This window comes from Streptomyces sp. NPDC036822 (genome assembly GCF_055609145.1).
The window spans coordinates 126,394-147,656 of the sequence record NZ_JBVJPY010000016.1; the positions used below are offsets into that span (position 1 = coordinate 126,394).

Annotated in this window: 21 protein-coding genes and 1 pseudogene; 6 read left to right on the forward strand and 16 right to left on the reverse strand. The window is 72.8% G+C overall.

All coding sequences use genetic code 11. The features are described from left to right. Window positions 1-143: 143 nt before the first annotated feature. From ACZ68P_RS29005 to ACZ68P_RS29050, 10 genes are all read right to left on the reverse strand, one after another. Window positions 144-380, reverse strand: coding sequence for a hypothetical protein (locus ACZ68P_RS29005; protein WP_471011346.1), 237 nt, complete (start codon window positions 378-380; stop codon window positions 144-146). Window positions 381-853: 473 nt separating this feature from the next. Beyond that, complete coding sequence (locus ACZ68P_RS29010) at window positions 854-991, reverse strand: DUF6893 family small protein (RefSeq protein ID WP_471011348.1); 138 nt, start codon at window positions 989-991, stop codon at window positions 854-856. A 19-nt stretch (window positions 992-1,010) separates the two neighbouring features. Further along, entirely contained in the window at window positions 1,011-1,490 is a 480-nt protein-coding gene (locus ACZ68P_RS29015) for a hydrogenase maturation protease (protein WP_471011392.1), read from the reverse strand. Between the two features lie 104 nt (window positions 1,491-1,594). After that, window positions 1,595-2,995: a hypothetical protein gene (locus tag ACZ68P_RS29020; protein ID WP_471011349.1), complete on the reverse strand. Its 1,401-nt coding sequence runs from the start codon at window positions 2,993-2,995 to the stop codon at window positions 1,595-1,597. Then, window positions 2,992-3,630, reverse strand: coding sequence for a DUF6084 family protein (locus ACZ68P_RS29025; protein WP_471011350.1), 639 nt, complete (start codon window positions 3,628-3,630; stop codon window positions 2,992-2,994). The genes ACZ68P_RS29020 and ACZ68P_RS29025 overlap by 4 nt, the downstream gene beginning before the upstream one ends. Next, window positions 3,627-4,283, reverse strand: coding sequence for a DUF5947 family protein (locus ACZ68P_RS29030; protein ID WP_471011351.1), 657 nt, complete (start codon window positions 4,281-4,283; stop codon window positions 3,627-3,629). The genes ACZ68P_RS29025 and ACZ68P_RS29030 overlap by 4 nt, the downstream gene beginning before the upstream one ends. After that, window positions 4,280-4,840 (reverse strand): hypothetical protein, encoded by a 561-nt coding sequence (locus tag ACZ68P_RS29035; protein ID WP_471011353.1) that lies wholly within the window; start codon window positions 4,838-4,840, stop codon window positions 4,280-4,282. Before ACZ68P_RS29035 ends, ACZ68P_RS29030 begins: the two co-directional genes overlap by 4 nt. After that, entirely contained in the window at window positions 4,837-6,621 is a 1,785-nt protein-coding gene (locus ACZ68P_RS29040) for a nickel-dependent hydrogenase large subunit (RefSeq protein ID WP_471011354.1), read from the reverse strand. The genes ACZ68P_RS29035 and ACZ68P_RS29040 overlap by 4 nt, the downstream gene beginning before the upstream one ends. A gap of 102 nt (window positions 6,622-6,723) precedes the next feature. Then, window positions 6,724-7,806, reverse strand: a complete 1,083-nt coding sequence (locus ACZ68P_RS29045; protein WP_471011355.1) for an NADH-quinone oxidoreductase subunit B family protein — start codon at window positions 7,804-7,806, stop codon at window positions 6,724-6,726. A gap of 54 nt (window positions 7,807-7,860) precedes the next feature. Beyond that, window positions 7,861-9,561: an enoyl-CoA hydratase-related protein gene (locus ACZ68P_RS29050; protein ID WP_471011356.1), complete on the reverse strand. Its 1,701-nt coding sequence runs from the start codon at window positions 9,559-9,561 to the stop codon at window positions 7,861-7,863. Window positions 9,562-9,961: 400 nt separating this feature from the next. Between ACZ68P_RS29050 and ACZ68P_RS29055 the strand changes: the two genes are divergently transcribed. Next, on the forward strand, window positions 9,962-10,351 hold the full coding sequence (locus ACZ68P_RS29055; RefSeq protein ID WP_471011357.1) for a hypothetical protein: 390 nt from the start codon (window positions 9,962-9,964) through the stop codon (window positions 10,349-10,351). Between the two features lie 157 nt (window positions 10,352-10,508). Here the strand turns inward: ACZ68P_RS29055 and ACZ68P_RS29060 are convergent, their stop codons facing one another. From ACZ68P_RS29060 to ACZ68P_RS29075, 4 genes are all read right to left on the reverse strand, one after another. Then, complete coding sequence (locus tag ACZ68P_RS29060; protein ID WP_471011359.1) at window positions 10,509-11,438, reverse strand: class I SAM-dependent methyltransferase; 930 nt, start codon at window positions 11,436-11,438, stop codon at window positions 10,509-10,511. A 92-nt stretch (window positions 11,439-11,530) separates the two neighbouring features. Continuing rightward, complete coding sequence (locus ACZ68P_RS29065) at window positions 11,531-12,124, reverse strand: helix-turn-helix domain-containing protein (RefSeq protein ID WP_471011360.1); 594 nt, start codon at window positions 12,122-12,124, stop codon at window positions 11,531-11,533. A 37-nt stretch (window positions 12,125-12,161) separates the two neighbouring features. Continuing rightward, window positions 12,162-12,650, reverse strand: a complete 489-nt coding sequence (locus tag ACZ68P_RS29070; RefSeq protein ID WP_471011362.1) for a hypothetical protein — start codon at window positions 12,648-12,650, stop codon at window positions 12,162-12,164. 149 nt (window positions 12,651-12,799) lie between these two features. After that, window positions 12,800-13,708 (reverse strand): DUF817 domain-containing protein, encoded by a 909-nt coding sequence (locus tag ACZ68P_RS29075; RefSeq protein WP_471011365.1) that lies wholly within the window; start codon window positions 13,706-13,708, stop codon window positions 12,800-12,802. A 370-nt stretch (window positions 13,709-14,078) separates the two neighbouring features. Between ACZ68P_RS29075 and ACZ68P_RS29080 the strand changes: the two genes are divergently transcribed. The 3 genes from ACZ68P_RS29080 to ACZ68P_RS29090 all read left to right on the forward strand — a co-directional run bounded on the left by ACZ68P_RS29080 (window position 14,079) and on the right by ACZ68P_RS29090 (window position 17,627). Continuing rightward, window positions 14,079-14,609: a hypothetical protein gene (locus ACZ68P_RS29080; RefSeq protein ID WP_471011366.1), complete on the forward strand. Its 531-nt coding sequence runs from the start codon at window positions 14,079-14,081 to the stop codon at window positions 14,607-14,609. A 365-nt stretch (window positions 14,610-14,974) separates the two neighbouring features. Next, window positions 14,975-16,972, forward strand: coding sequence for a galactose-binding domain-containing protein (locus tag ACZ68P_RS29085; RefSeq protein WP_471011394.1), 1,998 nt, complete (start codon window positions 14,975-14,977; stop codon window positions 16,970-16,972). A 34-nt stretch (window positions 16,973-17,006) separates the two neighbouring features. Then, window positions 17,007-17,627 (forward strand): TetR/AcrR family transcriptional regulator, encoded by a 621-nt coding sequence (locus ACZ68P_RS29090; protein ID WP_471011369.1) that lies wholly within the window; start codon window positions 17,007-17,009, stop codon window positions 17,625-17,627. A gap of 40 nt (window positions 17,628-17,667) precedes the next feature. On the opposite strand, the gene ACZ68P_RS29095 is transcribed toward ACZ68P_RS29090, so the two are convergent. Next, window positions 17,668-18,255, reverse strand: a complete 588-nt coding sequence (locus ACZ68P_RS29095) for a DUF4383 domain-containing protein (protein WP_471011370.1) — start codon at window positions 18,253-18,255, stop codon at window positions 17,668-17,670. 183 nt (window positions 18,256-18,438) lie between these two features. Further along, window positions 18,439-20,487 carry an NAD-dependent DNA ligase LigA gene (gene ligA, locus ACZ68P_RS29100; RefSeq protein WP_471011372.1) on the reverse strand — a complete coding sequence of 683 codons (2,049 nt, stop codon included), beginning with the start codon at window positions 20,485-20,487 and terminating at the stop codon, window positions 18,439-18,441. Window positions 20,488-20,711: 224 nt separating this feature from the next. Here ligA and ACZ68P_RS29105 point away from each other — a divergent pair, with 224 nt between their 5' ends. Together ACZ68P_RS29105 and ACZ68P_RS29110 are read left to right on the forward strand one after the other, a co-directional pair. After that, entirely contained in the window at window positions 20,712-21,134 is a 423-nt protein-coding gene (locus ACZ68P_RS29105) for an acyl-CoA thioesterase (protein WP_471011373.1), read from the forward strand. A gap of 36 nt (window positions 21,135-21,170) precedes the next feature. Continuing rightward, window positions 21,171-21,263: pseudogene (locus tag ACZ68P_RS29110) on the forward strand ((Fe-S)-binding protein); the annotation flags it as partial.

Consider the following 21,263-nt stretch of genomic DNA (forward strand, 5'->3'; position numbering starts at 1 on the left):
CCCGAAGCCACGCACCTTGGCACAGAGCGCCGTAGCGGCGGGGGGTCTTGGCGGAATCGCAACACGGCCGGTTCCGGGCAGACTTCCCGCGGTATCCGCCGCCCGTCTCGTCCCTGCCGCTCGGTCAGTGGGCGGCGCCCGTCTCATCGGCCTCCACCGGGCGGGGCCGCGCTGCCTGCGGTGGCCGTCGTGAGGGCGTGACGGCTCGACCAGGCCAGGGCCGCCGCGGCGGTCAGGGCCAGGAGAGGGAGGAGGAAGCCGGCGCGTGGGCCGCCCGGACCGTCGGCGAGGCGCCCGGCCACGGCGGCGGAGACGGCGATCCCCGCCGCGCCGGCGGCGTTCGTCCAGGTGAAGGCCTGGGTCAGGACCGACCGGTCCACGACCGACTGCAGAAGCGTCGAGGTGACGATGACGCAGGGCCCCCCGCTCCCGGCAGCAGGAGGGCGAGACCGAGCTGCCAGGGTGTGTCGTCGAGTCCGAGATCGACGCATCGACATCGGAGAGGGGATCGGGCAGGACACGATCCTAGGTCACGTCCGTAACGTCTCGCCTGGGTCGCGACGCCCTCCGGACACTCCTCAGGGGTGTCTCGTCGATCAGGCCGGATCAGGGAGCGGCGCGACCCCGGCGGCGAGATCGGCAAGACACCCCCAAGCGGCGGGCGCGGGCGGTGAGAAGACCGCCCCGGAGAAGCGGGGCGGCCCGGCGGGCGTACGGACGCCCGCGAGCGGCCCCTTGACCGGCCGGCCCCCGGCAGGGCCGTGCGGCGCCGTGTCCGCGGGGCGCCACGACAGGTCCTCCGACCGGGGAAGGGGGAACGCGGACCGGCCCGCGGGCGGGCGTCCCGCGCGTTTCACATCCTGCTGATGCGCAGGTAGCGCCGGACGTCGGGCAGGACTCCCCTGACGACGGCCACGACCGCCAGGGCGGCGGTGCCGACGGCGGCGGCCGTGCCGATGACGTTCTTGTTCTTGTTCTTGCGCTTGGTCATGGTCACTCCCTGGGGGGCTTCATACGACGGCTTCCTGGCGGACCAGTTCGGTCACCATGCGGACCGCGCCGGGCACCGCGGCGGCGACCTTCGGGCTGAGGCCGATGCCCTCGTCGAGGCAGGCCGGTTCGCAGCCGACGACGAGGATCCGCCGTGGCGGTGTGGCCCCGGTGCCCGCGCACAACGTGTCGAGCAGGGCGAGGACGGCGTCGGGCGTCATCCTGTGGCCGTCGAGCGGTGCGGGCTGCCGGTCGGCGGTCCGCTCTCCGGCCGTCGAGGCGTCGATCAGGTACAGCGTCCCCGGTGCGCCACCGCGGGCGGTGACGTCGACGAGGACGAGGGTGTCCCAGTCGTCGAGGAGCTGGTAGGCGAGGTGGACGCCGCGCACTCCGACGTCGGCCACCTCGACGTGCGGCGGAAGGTCCTCCTGGGCCAGGCGTCGCGCGGTCTCGACCCCGAAGCCGTCGTCGCCGAGGAAGATGTTGCCGACACCGGCCACGAGGGTGCGGGCCGGACCGGCCGCGGGTGCCTCTACCGGACCGGACTCGGACGTCCCGGCCGGATGCGGCGTGCAGGTGCCGGCCTCGCCGGGCGCGCGGCCGTTCACGCGTCCTCCAGGACCGCGACCTCGTCGGGCTGGAAGTAGAGGAACCGGCCCTGTTCGCGGCGGATGTCGGCGCCCGGGTCGTCCTCGACGGTCACGGCGATGTGCACCCCGCCGTCGACGTCGTGCAGGACGGCCTCGACCAGGGCGGCTCGGCCGTCGAGGAAGAGGTCCTGGGCGTCGCTGCGGTGCAGCCTCGGCCGCAGCACGACCCTGCTGCCGGCGCGCACCTCGCGGCCGTCGACGAGGACGTGGTCGCGGCCGGGGTCGACACCGGTGTCGCCGCCCGGGTCCCACCACGGGGTGTCCGGTTCGAGGATGCCGCCGAGCGCGTCCTCCGGCGGTCCGGTGACGCTCCGGAGGCTGCGTACGGCCCCGTGCAGGCGTTCCAGCACCTCGGGCGGCATGGTGTCCGCCAGGTCGATGACGGCCGCGGCGCGCGCGTCGGTCCCTCTCGCCTCGCGCTTCTCCTCGTCGGTGAGGGCCGCGGTGCGCAGGGCGAGGATCTCGTCGATCTCGGTGGAGTCGTAGAGGGCCCCGGGGCTCTCGGGCGCGATGGCCGGGTGGTCCTCGAGGATGATCGGCGAGGACAGCATCAGGTCGTCGTGTCCGGGTTCGCCGGCCAGGACGGGCCAGGTGTGGAGGTTGCGGCAGGCGGCGACGGCGCCCTTGGCCCACTCCGGCGGGTCGGTCATCGACAGGAACGACCCTCCGTCGAGGCGGAGCAGCGTGTGGGTGGCGACCAGGGAGTACGGCAGCGCCGCGTGGCGGTCCGTGCCGTGTTCCGCGGTCCAGGTGTTGGTGTTCTCCACCGTGACCGTCAGGCGTTCGACGCGGTACGGGCCGTCGAGTTCGGCCGTCGAGATCCGCAGGACGCCGTGGATCTCCTCGCGGCGGCGGACGAGCCTGCCGAGGACGTGCCCCGCGGCGTCGGTGACGTCCTCCGTCTCCTCGGCGGCGGGGCGGGTGAAGGGCAGGGCGATCCCGTCGCCGCGCAGTTCCCCGACGGGGGCGGCGAGCGTGACGCGCTCCTCGACGCCTTCGTCCCAGGCCACGAGGACCCGGTCGTCCAGACGGAGTTCGTTCGTCGGAGCGAACGTCCCGTCCGCGCGGAGCTCCTCGACGGTCCGCCGCTGGGCGCGCAGGAAACGGACCTCCACGGCGAGTTCGGCGCCGGTCCGGGGCTCCATCAGGCACTCGGTGTGCTGGAAGTCGTGTTCTTCGGCGGCGGCGGTCCACGACGGGGGCACCAGGACGCCGAACTGCCAGCGCAGCCGGTTCTTGGCGGCGGACGCGCGGTACGGGTAGAGGACGTACCCCTCGAAGAGGACGGCGTCGGCGACGTGCCGGGCGACGGCGAACCGCGCCTCGGTGCCGGCGGTGAAGGCGACGGTGGTCATCGTGTCCTCTCCCCCGCCGCTTCGAGCAGGGTCTCGACGGTGGCCTGCCAGGACGGCAGGGCCTGCCGCGACCGGTAGGCGAGCAGGGCGTCCATGGTGTCGCCCGGGAGGCGGATCCATCCGCACCCCGGGAAGTGCTGGTCGATCATTTCCCGCCAGACCTTCACGGGCATCCGGTGGGAGACCTCCTTGTCCCAGGGCACGGGCTCGACGTGGAAGCCGCCCGCGCCGGTGAAGGCGGTGCCGGAGAAGAGGAGGAGGAGCGGGACGTCGCCGTCGGAGAGCGCGCGGAAGTAGCGGGACGCGGCGATGTCGGTGTCGTAGGTGCACGGCACGACGAGGTCGGTCTCGATCTCGCCGGTGAAGCCGGGCACCATGACGGAGGCCTGGGCGAACTGGACGGGGTTGAGGCTGCTGCCCCAGCGTGAGCGCTCGCCGAAGAGGTCGCCCAGTGCCTCGGCCTCGGCGTCGTCGTATCCGCGCCGGGCGGGTTCGATGCGGATCTGGCAGCGCAGGGCCAGGGCGTGGACCCGGGTGCCGCCGGAGGCGGTGATCCGCAGCCGGAAGACGAGGGTGGGCCCCGCCGCGTAGGCGTCGGCGCGGACGTCGGTGCAGCTGAAGGAGAACTCGGTCACGGCCGGCTCCCCTGCGGCTCGCGCGCCTGGCCGCGTACGCGGGTGAAGAGGGCGTCGAGGTCCGCCCGCGCCTCGGCCCCTCCGTCGAAGCCCTGCCAGTGCAGTCGCATGCGGCCAACCAGTTCGTAGCAGAGGTCGATGGGCACGAGGAAGCACTCGGTGCGGCCCTCGTGGCGGCGCAGCAGCAGGGCTTCCACGTCGGGTTCGAGGTGGGCGGCGAGGCGGGTGGCGTCGAGGACCGACTGCCAGGACGACTCCTCCAGTTCGCTCTCGGTGGCGCCCGCGGGGCTGGGGTAGAAGGCCACCGGCCGTTCGAGGGCGGAGTTGCGGAAGAGGAAGGCGACCGAGACCGGGATCCGCAGGGACTCCCAGGCTCGGTCGTCGATGCGGTGCGCGGGGTCGGTCAGGACGCGTCCGGGGACCGCGCGGAAGCGGCTCTGCGTGCCGCCGGAGCGGTCCATGAGCTGCGAGCACGGGCCGCAGGCGCAGACCATGGCCCGCTTCTCGATGTCGACCAGATGCTTGTGGTGCTCGTCGGGCAGCCGGACCCCGCACAGTTCGCAGCGCTCCTCGCGGGGCGGGCGCGGGGTGGTGAACCGGCGCAGGCCGGTGGGTCCGGGGGCGCGCACGGCGCCGGTCGGGATGCCGTTCACGAGGCCGTGGCCGGGGAGCGGCCGTCGGCGCCCGCGTGCGGCGGACGGGTGCCGATCTGGAGCAGCGCCGGCTCGCGCGGAGCGGCGGGTTCCAGCTCGATGCCGGTCACCTCGGGGGCGAAGCAGGCGAGGGCGTCCGCGGCGGCCTGCCGGACGGACTCCTGGGTGCTGGGGCAGCCGCAGCCGGACGAGGCGGTGACGCGGAGCCGGAGCACCCCGTCGGCCGGGTCGAACCCGGCGATCTCCACGGGCTGCGGCAGCGCGGACAGGGCCCGGTCGATGCGGGTCGGCGTGTCCTCGGGATGGAGTCCGTGGAGGTTGAGGAGGCCGGCCACGAGTTCGTCGGCGAGCAGCGGGCTCAGCGGGTCGGCGGGCGGGCGGGCGGCGGGGCGGCCGAGGAGGTCGACGACGCGGGCGAGCCCGCTGCCGTAGAACTCCATGAGGACGCGCACGATCTCCTCCGCCGCCGCGACGGCGTCGGCGTCCCCGGTCTCCGCGAGGCGGTCGAGGACCTCCTCGACCCGGCGGCCCGCCTGCTCGGCGGTGGTCGCGCTCATCCGGCCAGGCCGCTCAGGCCGGTGGGGACGTGCATCTGCTTCACGGTCCTGCCGTTGCCCGTGTACATGTGGACGCCGCACGGCAGGCAGGGGTCGAAGCTGCGCACGGCGCGCATGATGTCGATGCCCTTGAAGTTCTCCGGGGTGTTCTCCTCGAAGATCGGGGTGTTCTGCACGGCGTCCTCGTACGGGCCGGGGGTGCCGAACGTGTCCCGGGTGGAGGCGTTCCACGGGGTGGGCGGGTACGGGTGGTAGTTGGCGATCTTGCCGTCCCTGATGACCATGTGGTGGGAGAGGACGCCGCGGACGGCCTCGGTGAAACCGACGCCGATGGACTCGTCGGGCACCTCGAACTTCTCCCAGGTCTGGGTGCGTCCGGCGCGGACCTCCTCCAGGCCCTTCTCGGCGCAGTGCAGGGCGACGGCCGCCGCGTACGCCTGGAAGTACGTCCGGGCGCGGTTGCGCTCCAGGGCGTTGCTCCACCGGGGGATCTTCCACTCGAAGGTGGTCTCCGGCTTGGTCATCGTGCGGGGGAGGTTGATGACGACGCTGTGCCCGGTGGCCTTGACGTAGCCGATGTCGACGAGGCCGGAGAGGGCGGTGGACCACAGGCGCGCGATGGGGCCGCCGCCGGTGTCCAGCGCCAGGTGGTCCTTGCCGTCGAACCAGCGCGGGGACATGACCCAGCTGTACTTGTCGTCGAAGTTCCGCTTCTGCGGGGCCGGGATGGTGTGCTGGTTCCACGGGTGACGGGGGTCGACCGGGTTGCCCAGCGGGTCGTGGGTGACGAACTGCTCCTGGCCCTGCCAGTCCTCGTAGTAGGAGCTGCCGAGGAGGATGCGGATGCCGAGGTTGATCTCGGTGAGGTCGTTGGTCACCAGCTTGCCGTCGACGACGACGCCCGGGGTGACGAACATCTTCCGTCCCCAGTCGCTCATGTTGGCGTAGGTGAAGTCGCAGTACTCGGGGTCGTTGAGCGCGCCCCAGCAGCCGAGCAGGACGCGGCGGCGGCCGACCTCCTCGTAGCCGGGCAGTGCCTCGTAGAAGAAGTCGAAGAGGTCGTCGTGGAGCGGGACGACGCGCTTCATGAACTCCACGTAGCGCATCAGGCGGCTGAGGTAGTCGGTGAAGAGCTGCACCGACGCGATCGTCCCGACGCCGCCGGGATAGAGCGTGGAGGGGTGGACGTGGCGTCCCTCCATCAGGCAGAACATCTCGCGGGTGTAGCGGCTGACCTGGAGCGCCTCGCGGTAGAACTCGCCTTCGAGGGGGTTGAGCGACCGCATGATGTCGGCGATCGTGCGGTAGCCGTGCTCGCCGGCGTGCGGGGCCTCGGTGCGTTCGGCGAGTTCCAGGACGCCGGGGTTGGTCTCGCGGACCATCTTCTCGCAGTAGTCGACCCCGACCAGGTTCTCCTGGAAGATGTTGTGGTCGAACATGTACTCCGCGGACTCGCCGAGGTTGATGATCCACTCGCCGAGGTGGGGCGGCTTCACGCCGTACGCCATGTTCTGCGCGTACACGGAGCAGGTGGCGTGGTTGTCGCCGCAGATGCCGCAGATGCGGCTGGTGATGAAGTGCGCGTCGCGGGGGTCCTTGCCCCGCATGAAGACGCTGTAGCCGCGGAAGACGGAGGACGTGCTGTAGCACTCCGCGACGCGCTTCTGCTTGAAATCGATCTTGGTGTGGATGCCGAGACTGCCCACGATCCGGGTGATGGGGTCCCACGCCATCTCCACCAGTCCGGAACCGTCACCCGTCGTCTTCGCCGGAGATGCCATGGTCGTTGTGATGCCCTTCGTGAGCTCTTCGACTTCGCGAACAGTGCGGTGGATGGGGGGTCGTGCGGAGGCCGGCCCGGAGGCGGGGCGGTGGGGGTACGGCTACCAAGGCGGCCGGTATCCGGTGGTGATGCTCTCGCCGGTGTGCCGCCACTTCGGCTCCTTGTCCACGGTCTTGGCCGTCACGGTCCGCAGGCGGCGGATGACGGAGCCGTAGACGCCGCTGGCGGTGCTGGACACCTTGCCGCCGGGAGGTTCGTCCATGAACGGCATGAACTTGTCCGGGAATCCGGGCATCGTGCACGCGATGCAGATGCCGCCGACGTTCGGGCAGCCGCCGATGCCGTTCATCCAGCCGCGCTTGGGGACGTTGCACTTGACGACCGGCCCCCAGCAGCCCAGTTTCACCAGGCACTTGGGAGAGTCGTACGTCGTGGCGAACTGGCCCTGCTCGTAGTAGCCGGCCCGGTCGCAGCCCTCGTGCACGGTCGCGCCGAAGAGCCACGTCGGTCGGAGCTTGTCGTCCAGGGGGATCATGGGCGCGGAGCCGACGGCCTGGTAGAGCAGGTACGTCAGCGTCTCCGCGAAGTTGTCGGGCTGGATGGGACAGCCGGGTACGCACACGATCGGGATGCCGGCCTGGGACTTCCAGTCCCAGCCGAGGTAGTCCGGCACGCCCATCGCGCCGGTAGGGTTGCCCGCCATCGCGTGGATGCCGCCGTAGGTGGCGCAGGTGCCGATCGCGACCACCGCGAGCGCCTTGGGCGCCAGCCGGTCGATCCACTCGCTCGTGGTGATGGGCTGGCCGGTCTCCGGGTCGTCGCCGAAGCCGCACCAGTACCCCTCCTGCTTGATGGCCTCGTTCGGGATCGATCCCTCGACGACCAGCACGAACGGGTCGATCTCGCCGCGCTCCCCCTTGAAGAACCACTCGATGAAGGTGTCCGCGCCGCCCACCGGGCCGCACTCGAAGTCGATCAGCGGCCAGTGGACCGCGATCCTGGGCAGGCCCGGGAGCCCGGCCAGGGCGATCTCCTCGATGCTGGGCTGCATCGCGGCGGTCAGGGCCACCGAGTCGCCGTCGCAGCTCAGACCCGCGTTGATCCAGAGGATGTGGATCGGCTTCTCTTCGCTGCCGGGGACGGCACCCTGTTCCTCGGCCGGGGCCGGAGTTACTGCGCTCATGAGTCGCCTCCTGAGGAGGGATCGGCAGGGCCGCCTGTCGGGCCCATGTCTTGCTTAACAGTCGGCCGGGACGGCCGCGCCCGCACCTGGGCCGTCCGGGGACGGCACGCGGGCGGCCTCTTTCCGGACGAACGCCCGGCGCAGCGCGTGGTAGGACGCGGCGGGATCGTCGAAGATCCGTCGCATCCGGGAGAGCTCCTCCCGGCGGTGGGCCGCAAGGGGGCTGTGGGACTCCCGGCGCTCGTGTTCCGCCTTCTTCGCCGCGACGCGCAGTTCGAGCCCCGGACGCGACGCCAGGTGGGCGGCCAACCGGGTGACCTCGTCGGCGAACTCGCCGGGCCCGCGGTCGACGACCCTGTCGACGAGCCCCATGTCGAGCGAGGCCGCCGCGGAGACGGGCCGGGCTTCGTCGGTGAGCCGGGCGGCCAGGGCCGGGCCCACCCTGCGGGGCAGGGTGTACGTCCAGTACTCCGACCCGTACAGGCCCATGCGCCGGTAGTGGGGGTTGAGCACCGAGCCCGACCGGCACCAGACCTCGTCGGCGGCGAGGGCGAGCATCACTCCGCCGGCGGCGGCGTTGCCGCCGATCGCGCTGACGACCAGCCGGTCGGTGGTGGTGAGAACCGCCTCGACCAGGTCGTTCATGGCGTTGATGTTGGCCCAGGACTCGGCCGCCGGGTCGGCGGACGCCTCGATCACGTGGAGGTGGATGCCGTTGGAGAAGAAGTCGCGCTGACCGCCGAGGACGAGCACCGAGGTGGGACGGGTACAGGCCGTCCGGTAGGCGTCGAGCAGGCGGCGGCACTGGTCGGTGCTCATCGCTCCGCCGGGGAACGCGAACGACAGGACGCCGACGGGCCCGTGCTCGCGGTAGCGGATGTCTGACCAGGTCCGCCCCTCGCCCGTCGGCTCCAGGGGCGCCGGGAGTTCGGGAAGCCGTGGCAACCGCCCCGCGAGCGCCGTGGTGGCGGGGAGCTTGCAGGCACGCGGCCGGCCGGCGCCGGTGCGGGTCCGCAGCTCGGGGATCCACACCGCGCCGTCCGCCGTGGCCCGGCAGACGGCGCCCGCCCGGGTGGCGAGCAGCGTTCCGGGCCGGCCGCGCAGGCCGTCCTCGGCGTGGCCGCCGTGCAGGAACCACTCGGCGCCGAGCAGGTCGTCGCGGACACCGGGCTGCGAGTCGGCGGCCCGCAGGATGCGCAGCACGGTCTCGGTGGTGTCCTCGTCCCAGGAGATCCGGCGCTGGTCCTGCCGGAGCGTGGGAAGGGCACGCACCGGGCCGGTCTGGGGACGGGGCGCGGCTCCGGAGGCGACCCGCTCGACGGCGAGGAGCACGGCGGTCACGGCGGCGTCCGACAGTTCGTTGCGGTACAGATCGCTCTTGCCGACATCCGGGACGGGGAAGTCGGCGGACGCCCAGACGTCACCGGCGTCGAGCTCCTCGTCGGCCTGGAGGACGGTGACGCCCCACGTGGTGGCGCCCGACTGGACCGCCCGGTCGAGCGAGGACGGGCCACGGTCGCCCACCGGCCCCGGGTGCACGATCAGGCACCGGTACGCCGTCCACACGTCCCGGGGCACGACGGCCTTGAGCATGGGGGCGACGATCAGGTCGGGCGCGTGGCGCGAGACGGCGTCGCGCACGGCGGGACCGTCGGGCGTGACCTCCACCGGGACGGTGTGCCCGCGGTCGCGCAGCTCGACCAGGACGCGTTGGGTGAGGCTGTTGAAGCTGCTGGCGATGAGCAGGATGCGCATGGCGGCCCTTCCGGGGTGCGGTGGTCGGTACGGCCCCGGGGAAGGCGTTCCACCGACCGCCAGCGATCCTCGGGCACACGGGAGCGCGGACGCGGGCGGCGGAGCCGCACCTCACCCGTTCGAGTCGCCCGTGCCACCGATTGGCGGGCGGATCGCGGCGCGGGGCCCGGACGGGCGCCGCGGGCGAAGAGAGGCGGGGGGCTTCGGCCGCTTCGGCCCGCAGAGGGGAGGGCTCGCTCCGGACAGGGCGCGAGCAGGGCTTCGGACGGGCTGATTCGGGAGGGGCGCTCCGGGGGCGCCGGGGCGCGGCCGAGGTGACGTGCCGTACGGCCCGTGGGAAAATCGGAGGTCCCAGGGGTATGCGGAGGCGTACCTCCCCCACGGACAGGCAGGTCGGCTGATGGCCGAGAAACCGAAGTCATCCGGGCCCTCTCGCGGCGGCGAACCGCCCCGCGACCGCATGGCCGGGCACCACGGTTGGTCCCCCGACGTGGACGAGACCCGGCAGCAGGACAATCCGAGCGCCTCGCGGTCCTTCCACCCCCAGGAACACGCGCCCTCGCGCGGCAAGGGACGGAAGACCTCGGAAGAGGAAGAGCAGGGCGTCCCCGGCGACACCGTCCACAGCGACACGAGCCGCGGTGAGAAGCGCGGCGGCACGCCGGAGAAGGGCATGCACGACACGGGTCGCAAGGGCCGGTCGCAACGCCCCACCGGCACCAAGAAGGACTCCGCGTTCACCGGCGTGGACGCCGACGACGACGACGCTTCCGGCCCTCGCCCGGGCTGACGCCGGAAGACAGCGGGCCGCGGCAGGATAATGGCCGGCGCGGCGGCCGGACCCCCGCCCGGGCTTTGACGTGCGCCACCCCCGGCGCCCACCGGATCCGCCCACGCGCTCCACGGCGCGGGGCGGATTCCGTGTGGGTGGAAGGCGTCGAGGTGGGTCAGACGCGGCGGGCGGCCCACACGGTGCGCTCGGTGCGCACGCGAAGGTCACCGCGGCGCAGGATGCCGTGCGGGCTGTCGGCGTCGAGGAGCCGGTCGAGCGCGGCCAGGTCCCCGGACGGCAGGGCGGAAGCGGCTCCGTCACGCAGACGGCGCAGACTGGCCAGGGCGTAGCGGCCGACCGCGTCCGTGGAGGGCGCGCCGATGTCGACGGTGAGGACCCGCTCGCCTTCGACGGCGAAGCCGGCGTCGGCGAGCTTGGCACCCCAGTCGGCGCCGCGGTGGGGAGCGTGCTCGGCGTGGTGGTCGGCGAGCGCGGCATGGCAGCGCTCCTCGAGACCGGGCGCGTCCTCGGGGGCGTCCTCGGGGAGGAACCGGGGGAAGCCGGCGAGCTCGACCACGGCGAAGAGCCCGCCCGGTGCCAGCAGGTCGCGGATCCGGCGCAGAGTCCGGTCGGGGTCGGCCATGTGGTGCAGGGAGGCCGACGCCCAGACGAGTTCCGGCGTGCCGAGGTCGGGCCACTCGGCGGCGTCGAGGTCGGCCTGGACGACGCGTACGCGCTCGGTCGCCCCCACCGCGGCCACCTTCTCGCGCAGGCGGTCCAGATGGGCCGCCGAGAAGTCGACGGCCGTCACCTCCGCCTCGGGAAAGCGCTCGAGCAGAGCGAGGGTGCCGGCTCCGGTCCCGCAGCCCAGGTCCACGATGTGGCCCGGGCTCGTCGCGAGGGGGAGCCATGCCGTGATGGACGCGGTGTGTGCGGCGAGCACCTCCGCGTCCAGGTCGAGCAACTCCGCCTGGTCGCCCGCCTCGGGGCCGTTCGCCTGGTCGGTGGGGTGGGCGTGACCAGGGGGATGGGCGTGGCCGCGGTGCGGGCCGTGGGCATGGGGGGCGTGGTCGTGGTGCGCTGTGTGCGAGGAGGGGTGGTTCATGCGCCCACGCTAGGCGGGCCGCCCGCCCGTGACCGTACGGCTTCCGGTATGCGCAAGACGATGGCGGGCAATGTTGCGGAACGCGCAAGCGGTCATGGTGCCGGGCGGTTCGCCGCCCCGGCACCCTCGCCGCGCTGGTGGCCCCGGCGGGCGTCACGGTCGAAGATGCCCAGGACCTCGCAGGGGCCGCCCTCGGCGCCGATGGCGTGCGGGAGCATTGTGGGGAACTCCGCCGCCTGGTTGGTCTCGACGCGGATGCGGCGGTTGCCGAGGAGCAGGATCGCCGTGCCGGAGAGGACGACGAGCCATTCGCGGCCGGGGTGGGCGCGCATGCGCGACGGGCTGTCGGGCGGCGGGTCGGTCATCCGCTGGCGTACGACGGTCATGCCGGGTTCCGCCTTGATGGGCCAGCGCATCGACCCGCGGGCGGCGTCGATCATCGGATGGGAGACGACGTCGTCGACGGCGGTCTCGACGAGCTGGTCCAGTGAGGTGTCCAGCGCCCGCGCGAGCGTGACGAGCTGGTCCAGGGCGAGGCGGCGCCGGCCGTTCTCGATACGGCTGAGGGTGGACTGACTGACATTGGCCCGGGCGGCCAGCTCCTCCAGGGACCAGCCCTGGGCCAGGCGCAGGGCACGGATGCGCTTGCGTACCAGGCTGTCCAGCTCACCATCGTCTTGCGTCATAGGCAGCACTGTATGCCGCATCCGCATCCCGACGCCGTCACGCCAGGGCCGGCCGAGGGACGGCCGGGGCGCCTCGACGGGAGGCGCGCCTCCAGGACAGGGCTGCCCGGCCCGCCGTCGGGGGCGGCGTCGAACGCCCGGCGCCGCGGCTCGGGAAGGCTCGCACGGTAGGCGATGTCGGGTTGGTGAGGCGGGCCCGGTCCTCCGCCGCGTCGATGCGGCTGCCGTAGCCGTGAGCGCGGGCCCAGGCCACGTCGTCCGACACGTACCCGTTCGCTCCGTCGGCCGCCGGGGCCGGGCGTTCGGCACGCGCGTACCGGAAGCCGTGCCGTTCCATGCAGGCGGCGATGAGCCCCTGCTGGGCGTCCTCGATGCTCCGGCGCTCCGCCTCGCTCAGCGCCGGAGCCGTCGACGGCGGCGCGGTGCCGGCGCGTCCGGCCGGTCCCGAGCCGGTGGCGTCGCCGGTCGGCGCGGCGCATCCGGCCACGGTCGCCGCCACGGCCACGGCCGTCCTCGTCCCCCTCATCCCCGCCTCCCCGTCTCACGCGGTCGGCGGGGCTCCGTTCCCCGGCCCGCCGCCATGAAGAGCTTCGGCGCGGGAGGGTGGGCGGCGCCATCCTTTCGATGTCGGTGGGAACCTGCGCCATCACGGGGGCTCGGGGGCGGCTTCGGGCCTCAGCCCACCGGGCGCTTCCTCCACCGTCTTCCCGCGCCGCGCGTCCGGTGCCACCACCCCGCGGCGGGCGAGCGCTTCTCCGCCACGCGGACCGTGCCGGGCTCCCGGTCCGGTTCCGGTGCCGCCCGGCCGCCCGTCCCCGAGCTGCCCCGGGTACGGGCGACCAGGACGAACGTGACGCTGATCAGCAGGGCCCAGGCGCCGAACTTGGCCGGCGGGACCGGTTGCCAGCCGTCGAGCTGGTGGGGGTAGCTCCACGCACCGGCGTAGGTGGCGGCGTTCTCCGCGATCCAGAGGAAGAAGCCGATCAGGGTGAAGGCCAGGGCCAGCGGCAGGCGGTAGCGGGCGGCGCCCACCGTGAAGTGCGCCCAGGTGCCGGCCATGGCGGCGAGGAGCAGGAGGGCGAGCGGGATCCGGGCGTCCGGCAGCCAGTGGTGCGTGAAGAAGTTCAGGTACACGGCGGCCGCCAGTGCGGCCATCGCCCGGGGCCGGTAGCCGGACAACGACAGGTCCATGATCTTCCAGGCGCGGCAGCAGTAGCTGCCGACGGCGCTGTAGAGGAACCCGCCGTAGAGCGGGACGCCCGCGATCTTGGACACGGCGTCCTCCGGATAACTCCACGAGCCCATCCGTACCTTGACCAGCTCGAACAGCAGCCCCACGAGATGGCAGCCCAGGATCACGGCGGTGTCCCGGGGGCCGTCCCAGCCGACCTTGCGTGCCAGGACCGTCAGCGCCACGCCGAAGACCAGAAGAAGGTCGTACCGCGCGACCGGGAGATCGGCGGGCAGCAGGCGCGAGGCGCCGATGCCGCCGACCAGCACGACGGCGAAGGCGACGGCCCGCACCTGGTCGAGCCCGAAGCGCCAGAACTGTGCGCAGCCGTGGACGATCCGCTCGAAGGTCATGCCCGAGCAGACTGCCGACCGGCCACCGCCGGTTCCCACCGCTCGCCCGCCTCCGCGCCGGGTCGGCGGGCGCCCACCCCGGGGCGGGGTCGGGACAGCCGCCGCCCGCCGTCCCGCGGCGACGGCCCCGGTGGACCGCCGGGGCGATCTCCACGTCCACCGGTCGTGACGTCACGACCGGTGGTGGGAGTGGCGCGCGGCGCGGTGCGCCCACGACGTCCCGCGCGGCGTCGCGACGTCACGACCGGGGCCGGGAGCTGGCGCGGCGGCGCGGTGCGCTTACGACGTCCCGCCGGGAGGGCTTCACTCGTCCCGGTGGAGCTTCGCGTGCCCCGGTCCCGGCCCGCCCCCGGTCCGGCACGGTGACCCCATGCACTCCCGCCGCATCGCCGTCCCGCTCGCCCTCGCCGCCCTCCTGATCGCCACCGGCTGTGTCGCCGTGCCCGCCACGCCGGCTCCGCCGATCCGTCCGGCCGGCCTCGCGCCCGCCGCCGACCGCCCGCCGACGCCGCTGCCCGACCGGCCCGCCCCCACACCTGCTCCGCCCCGGGAGACCCTCGCCAGCACCGAACCCGACGGCCACCGCACCGCGGGAGAAGGCGCCGGGCAGACGGGTGACAAGCGGGACACGGCACGGGACACACCGCCGCGCGCACCCGGCCGGGCCCGCTCCGGCGGCCGGGCCGCCGACACGGCGAAACCCCGCGGACGCACCGCTCTCCGGCCGCCCAAGACGGCGCCCGCGAAGAGGAAACCGAAGAGGAACCGTGCGGTCCGGCCCCCGAAGACCACACCCCGCCCCGCGACCGCCGATCTGCGGTCCCTCTGCCGCCAGGCGGGCCCCTCCGGAGTCGTCCCGCCGGACATCGTCCGCCTCTGCCGCGACATGTACGGGCCTTGAGACCGGGGCCGGGCGGGTGGGCGGCCGTGCGCGGGTCGCAGAGCCCCGAGGACTCCCGCCGCCACGAAGGCGACCGCCAGGAAGACCCCGCTTCCGCGGCCCCCCGTCGTGCGCCCACCCGGAGTCGCGGTCGCGTGGGCCGCCTGCGGCCAGTCGTCCGACGACCCATCAGGTCATCCGTCCCGGACTCTTGACTCGGGTTGCGGCAGTCGGGATTCTCGACACACGATTCGCGCGGAGCATGACAACTCGTACGCGCCGTGCCGTCCCGTTCCCCCACCGAGGACGTGAGTGAGATGTCCATGACGCGAACCACGCACAGCAGGCGCAGGTCCCTGGCGGTGCTGTCGTTGCTCCTCGCCACGATGGCCGTGCTGCTCGGCCCCGCCCCCGGGTCCGCCGCGGACGCGTCCTGGTGGAACCCCGTCGACCGACCGCAACCCGACTCCGCGATCAACGTGACGGGCGAGCCGTTCCAGGGCACCGACGCCCGGGGCGAGGTGCGCGGATTCGTCGACGCGCACAACCACATCATGTCCAACGAGGCCTTCGGCGGCCGCCTCATCTGCGGCAAGGCCTTCTCCGAGCTGGGCGCCGCCGACGCGCTCAAGGACTGTCCCGAGCACTACCCCGACGGCTCCCTCGCGGTCTTCGACTTCATCACCAAGGGCGGTGACGGCCGGCACGACCCGGACGGCTGGCCGACCTTCAAGGACTGGCCCGCGCACGACTCGCTGACCCACCAGCAGAACTACTACGCCTGGATCGAGCGGGCGTGGCGGGGCGGGCAACGGGTCCTCGTGAACGACCTCGTCACCAACGGGGTCATCTGCTCGGTCTACTTCTTCAAGGACCGCGGCTGCGACGAGATGACGTCGATCCGCCTCCAGGCCCGCAAGACGTACGAGATGCAGGACTACGTCGACCGGATGTTCGGCGGGCCGGGCAAGGGATGGTTCCGGATCGTCACCGACAGCGCCCAGGCGCGGCAGGTGATCGAGCAGGGCAAGCTCGCGGTCGTCCTCGGCGTGGAGACGTCCGAGCCCTTCGGCTGCAAGCAGGTCCTGGACATCGCCCAGTGCGACCGCGGCGACATCGACCGGGGCCTGGACGAGCTCCACCGGCTCGGGGTCCGCAGCATGTTCCTCTGCCACAAGTTCGACAACGCCCTGTGCGGAGTCCGGTTCGACGAGGGGGCGCTCGGGACCGCGATCAACGTGGGACAGTTCCTGTCGACCGGCACCTTCTGGAAGACCGAGCAGTGCACCGGCCCGCAGCACGACAACCCGATCGGCCTCGCCGCGGCGCCCGCGGCGCAGAAGGAGCTTCCGGCGGGGGTGACGGTCCCGGCCTACGCGAGTGACGCCCGCTGCAACACCAGGGGCCTGACCGATCTGGGCGAGTACGCCGTGCGCGGCATGATGAAGCGCAAGATGATGCTCGAGATCGACCACATGAGCGTCAAGGCCACGGGCCGGGCGCTGGACATCCTGGAGTCGGAGAAGTACCCGGGCGTGATCTCCTCGCACAGCTGGATGGACCTGAACTGGACTGAGAGGGTCTACGGACTCGGCGGGTTCATCGCCCAGTACATGCACGGCGCGGAGGGGTTCAGCGCCGAGGCGAAACGGACGGACGCCCTGCGCGAGAAGTACGGCGTGGGCTACGGCTACGGCACCGACATGAACGGCGTCGGCGGCTGGCCGGGACCCCGGGGCGCGGACACCGCCAACCCGGTCCGCTACCCCTTCCGCAGCACCGACGGCGGCTCGGTCCTCGACCGGCAGACCACGGGGCAGCGGACGTGGGACCTCAACACCGACGGCGCCTCCCACTACGGGCTGGTCCCGGACTGGATCGAGGACGTCCGGCTGGTCGGCGGCCAGGGCGTGGTCGACGACCTGTTCCGGGGAGCCGAGTCCTACCTCGACACCTGGGGCGGTTCCGAGCGGCACCGCGCCGACGTGAACCTGGCCTCCCAGGCACCGGCGGCGGCGTCCACCACCCAGTGGTGGAACCCGTTCGTCTCCTACGCGCCCGGTCGGTCCGTGGACGGCGACCGGGGCACCCGGTGGGCGAGCGAGTGGAACGACGACCAGTGGCTCCGTTTCGACCTGGGCGCGCCGCAGCTGGTCAAGCGCGTCACCCTCGACTGGGAGGAGGCGTACGGGAAGGCGTACCGCGTCGAGGTCTCGGACGACGGGACGACGTGGCGGACCGTCTGGTCCACCACCGCCGGTGACGGAGGGCTGGACACGGTGCGGTTCCCGGGCACCACCGCCCGTCACGTACGGATCCAGGGCGTGCAGCGCGGTACGGGGTGGGGCTACTCGCTCCACGAGGTCGGCGTCTACAGCAACTGACGGCGCCGGCCGACGGAGCGAAGGGGACCACCGGATGACCCGCATGCCGCTCGCCACACGGCGCCGGCAGTTGACGGAGGCGGCGATCCGCGCGATGACCCGGGACGGCGTCCCCCGGACGACGACCCGGTCCATCGCGGCGGAGGCGGGTGTCTCGCTGAGCGTCTTCCACTACTGCTTCGACTCCAAGGCGGCGTTGCTGGAGTCGGTGATCACGACGATCACCGACCACTACGTCGGCGTGGTGGCGGAGGCGCTGCGCCCGCGTGCCACGCTCCGGGAGACCATCCGGGCGGGGTTCGGGGCCTACTGGGACCATGTGTGCGCCCACCCGGGCGAGCACATGCTCACGTACGAACTGACCCAGTACGCGCTGCGGACCCCGGGGTTCGAGGCGCTGGCGCGGCGCCAGCACGAGAGGTACGCCGAGATCTACCAGGAGCTCATCGAGCAGCTCAGCGCGAGCATGTCGCTCGACCTGAGCGTGCCGGTCCCGGTCCTGGCGCGGTACCTGGCTTCCGTGACGGACGGCCTGACCCTGAACTTCCTCGTCCTGGGCCAGGACGAGGCCGTGTCGGCGACGATCCTCGACATGATCACCGATCAGGTCGCCGCTCTCGTACGCGAGGGGCCACCGCCCTCCGCCGGTGAGTGACGGGTCGAGGATGCCACCGCCACCCACCAGGGTGTGACGGTCAGGGAAGGGGCCGCTCGTCGCGGGTGGGCGGCAGGGCGCCGCTCGCCTCTCCCCCGGCGACGGCGGTCGCGGGTGGGGCGGCCGCGGCCGCCGCCCGGCGCCTGACGAGGGACTCGCGAGCGGCCTCGCGGGGGTGGCGCCTGCGCCAGTACGGATTGTCGTGCGGGAGCCGGCCGGCGACCCGGCCGTACATGCCGAAGGTGAGGATCAGCAGGCCCATGACGAAGCTGAACATCACGTTGGTCATGCCGAAGTCCAGGAAGTTCGCCGCCTTGTCCAGGACGAAGATGTGCCAGAACCCGCTCAGCAGGAAGAGGGTTCCGATCACCATGTTCAGCGTGGAGGCGGCGTTGCCGCCCACCACCGCGCCGGCGAGCAGGGCCAGGCCGACCAGGACGGAGATGACGCTGAGGGTCGTGTTGGTCGTCATTCCCGCGATGCGGTCGCCTCCGGTGTCGAAGGGGCTCAGGGCGTCGGCGAACCCGAAGCAGCCGAAGACCACCAGAAGGAGACCGCAGAGCGCGGAGCCCGCGCGGTACACCCGGGCCAAGTGGTGGTCGACGGGCAGCTCGTTCCTGAGTTTCATCGTGGGGCTCTCCCTTCGACCGCGACACCCGCAATGTGTCGCTTTTGCCCCCTATTCCCGGCGGTGGGTGGCGACGGATGCGCGGCGGTCGCCCGGCGGGCCCACGGCCGGCTCCGCCTGACCACCGGCCGCCACCCTGACCGCCGCCCCGCGGCTCGGGCGGGACGCGAAGCGCCGCCGCGGTCAGCCCAGGTGGTCCGCGATCAGCTCGGCGAACTCCGCTTCACTGAGGATCCTCGTCCCCAGCTGCTCGGCCTTGGCCAGCTTGGACCCGGCGTTCTCCCCCGCGACGAGAATCGTCGTCCTCTTCGACACGCTGCCGGAGGACGTGCCGCCGGCCCTCTCGACCAGCTCGTTCAGCTGGGTGCGGTTGCGCCCGGCCAGCGGGCCGTTCATCCCGCCGGTGATGACCACCACCTCACCGTGCAACGGCGCACCCGACTCCGCGGGCCCCTGGGACGGCGCCACGGGTTCGGTCATGTTCACCCCGGCGGCGACGAGCTTGTCGATGACCGGGCCCATGGCGGCGATGTGGGCGGCGATCTTCGGCGCGTTGGCACCCGGGAGTTTGGGGACCTGGGCGAGGGCTTCGGGGTCGGCGGCGCGTATCGCGTCCATGGTGAGGAAGTGCCGGGCGATCTCCCGCGAGAGCGTGCGGCCGGTCCGCACGATGCCCAGCGCGCAGAACACGCGGTTCAGCGGCTTGCGTCCGGCGCGGGCGATGTGTTCCAGCAGCGCGTCCGCGCGCTTCTCGCTGCGGGTCGCCTCGGCCAGCTGTTCGCGCGTCAGGGTGAAGAGGTCGGCCACGTCCGCGACCGCGCCGGACTCGACGAGCGCTTCGATGAAGGTGGTGCCGAGGCCGTCGATGTCGAGCTGGTCGCGCCCCACGGCGTAGCGCAGGGCCGCCAGCAGGCCGCAGCCGCCGCCCGCGCCGTCGGCGCACTCCCATCGCTCGCCGGACGTGTCGATGGCGCCGCCGCACTTCGGGCACGCTTCGGGGAGGGCGATCGCGCTCTCCTCGCCGGTGCGCAGGGCCACGACCGGCGCCTCGATGCGCGGGATGATGTCGCCCGCCTTCCACACCGTGACCGTGTCACCGATCATCATGCCGCTGTCGCGGATGAAGGCCGGGTTGTGGAGCGTGGCGTACCGGACGGTGCTGCCGTCGACGTCCACCGGCTCCAGGACGGCCCGTGGCGCGATGATGCCCGTGCGGCCGACGTTCCACTCGACCGCGAGGAGCTTCGTCCGCGCCTCGACGGCGGGCAGCTTGTAGGCGATCGCCCAGTGGGGGTGGCGCGTGGCGAATCCGGCGGCCGCCTGCTCGGCGAAGCTGTTGGCCTTGACCACGACGCCGTCGATGCCGAAGGGCAGTCCGGCGCGCAGGCCGGCGATCTCCTCGACCCGCGCCTGGACCTCCTCCAGCGTCCGGCAGACGCGCAGCCCGACGTCGGTCACGGCGGTCGTCCGCACCCCGAGGGCGCGGACCCGCTCCATGACGTCCTCGTGCGTCTCTCCGCCCGAGAACCCGACACCGTCCAAGGAGACGGCTCCGTAGGCGAAGAAGGTCGTCTCGATGACGTAGGGGCGGTCCTTGGCGCGGAGCGTGCCGGCCGTCCCGTTGCGCGCGTTGGAGAACACCTTCGCCCCGTGCGCGGTGCGGATCTCGTTGGCCCGCTCGAACTGTGCGCGGGTCAGCAGCACTTCGCCCCGTATCTCCACGGTCGCGGCGGTCGGCAGGACCTCGGGCAGGCCGATGATGCTTCCGATGGCGTGCGACAGGTCTTCCCCGTGTGTGCCGTCCCCGCGGCCGACGAGCCGGACCAGGCGGCCGTCGCGGTAACGCGCCGCGATCGCCGCGCCGTCCAGCTTCGGCTCCACCGCGTATCCCCCCTCGACCGGCCCGTCGATGCGCCGCGCCAGGGAGGCGCCCCACTTCACGAGCCCCTCGGCGTCGAAGACGTTGTCGAGGGAGAGCATGGGCACGGTGTGGGCGACGTCGCCCACCGGGGCCACGCCGCCGACCTTCCCGGTGGGGGTGTCGGCGCGCCGGTGCTGGGGGTTCTCGGCTTCGTACGCCGCGATCCGGCGCGCCATCACGTCGTACGCGGCGTCGGCGAGGATGGCCTCGCCGTCGCCGTAGTACGCCCGGGACGCGGCGAGCGCCGTGGACACGGCCTCGTCGTAGGCGGCGCGGTCGGGCAGGGAAGCGGCGGGTGCGGCAGTCGTCATACGAGGATCTTTGCGCAGGGGTCTGACAATGAGTGATCGGCGGCCGAGGACCGGGGCGCCGAGAGTGGCGTCACGGTGCGGGGCGTGCGGCCCGTCGCAACGCATGTACCGGGACGCGTGGCCGCGGGACGGGCGCCCTCGGCACGTGGTGGAATGCCGCGTGGCACCAGGCGGTTGCCTGGTCGAACCGGCACTCCTTGTGTGCTGTCGTCGAAAGGAAGACCGTGGCAGAGCCATTCTCGGTTCCCGTCGTCGTTCGCGGATACGAGACCGACACCCAGGGCCACCTGAACCAGGCCGTCTACCTCCAGTACGCGGAGCACGCCCGCTGGTTGCTCCTGCAGGCGGGTGGCATCCGGCAGGCGGATCTGCTGGAGCAGGGGGTGGGACCGGTGGCCCTCGAAGTGACGGTGCGCTACCGAAGGGAGTTGCGGGCCGGCGACGAGGTCGACGTGACGTGCGCCTTCCTCTGGGGCGAGGGCAAGACCTTCCGCATCGAGCAGACGGTCCGCAAGACCGACGGCACCGTGGCCGCCGAGGTGACGGGGGTCGGCGGTCTGCTGGATCTGAAGGCCCGCAGGCTGGTGACCGACCCTCGCGCGTACTTCCGCAGGCTGGCCGACTCCCCCGACGTGTTCGGCCTCTGACCGCGGCCCGCCACCGCAGATCCCCGAAGGAGCACGATGCGTGTCGCCCTCTTCCTCACCTGTGTCAACGACACGCTCTACCCGGAGACCGGCCGCGCGGTGGTGCGGCTGCTGACCCGGCTGGGCGTC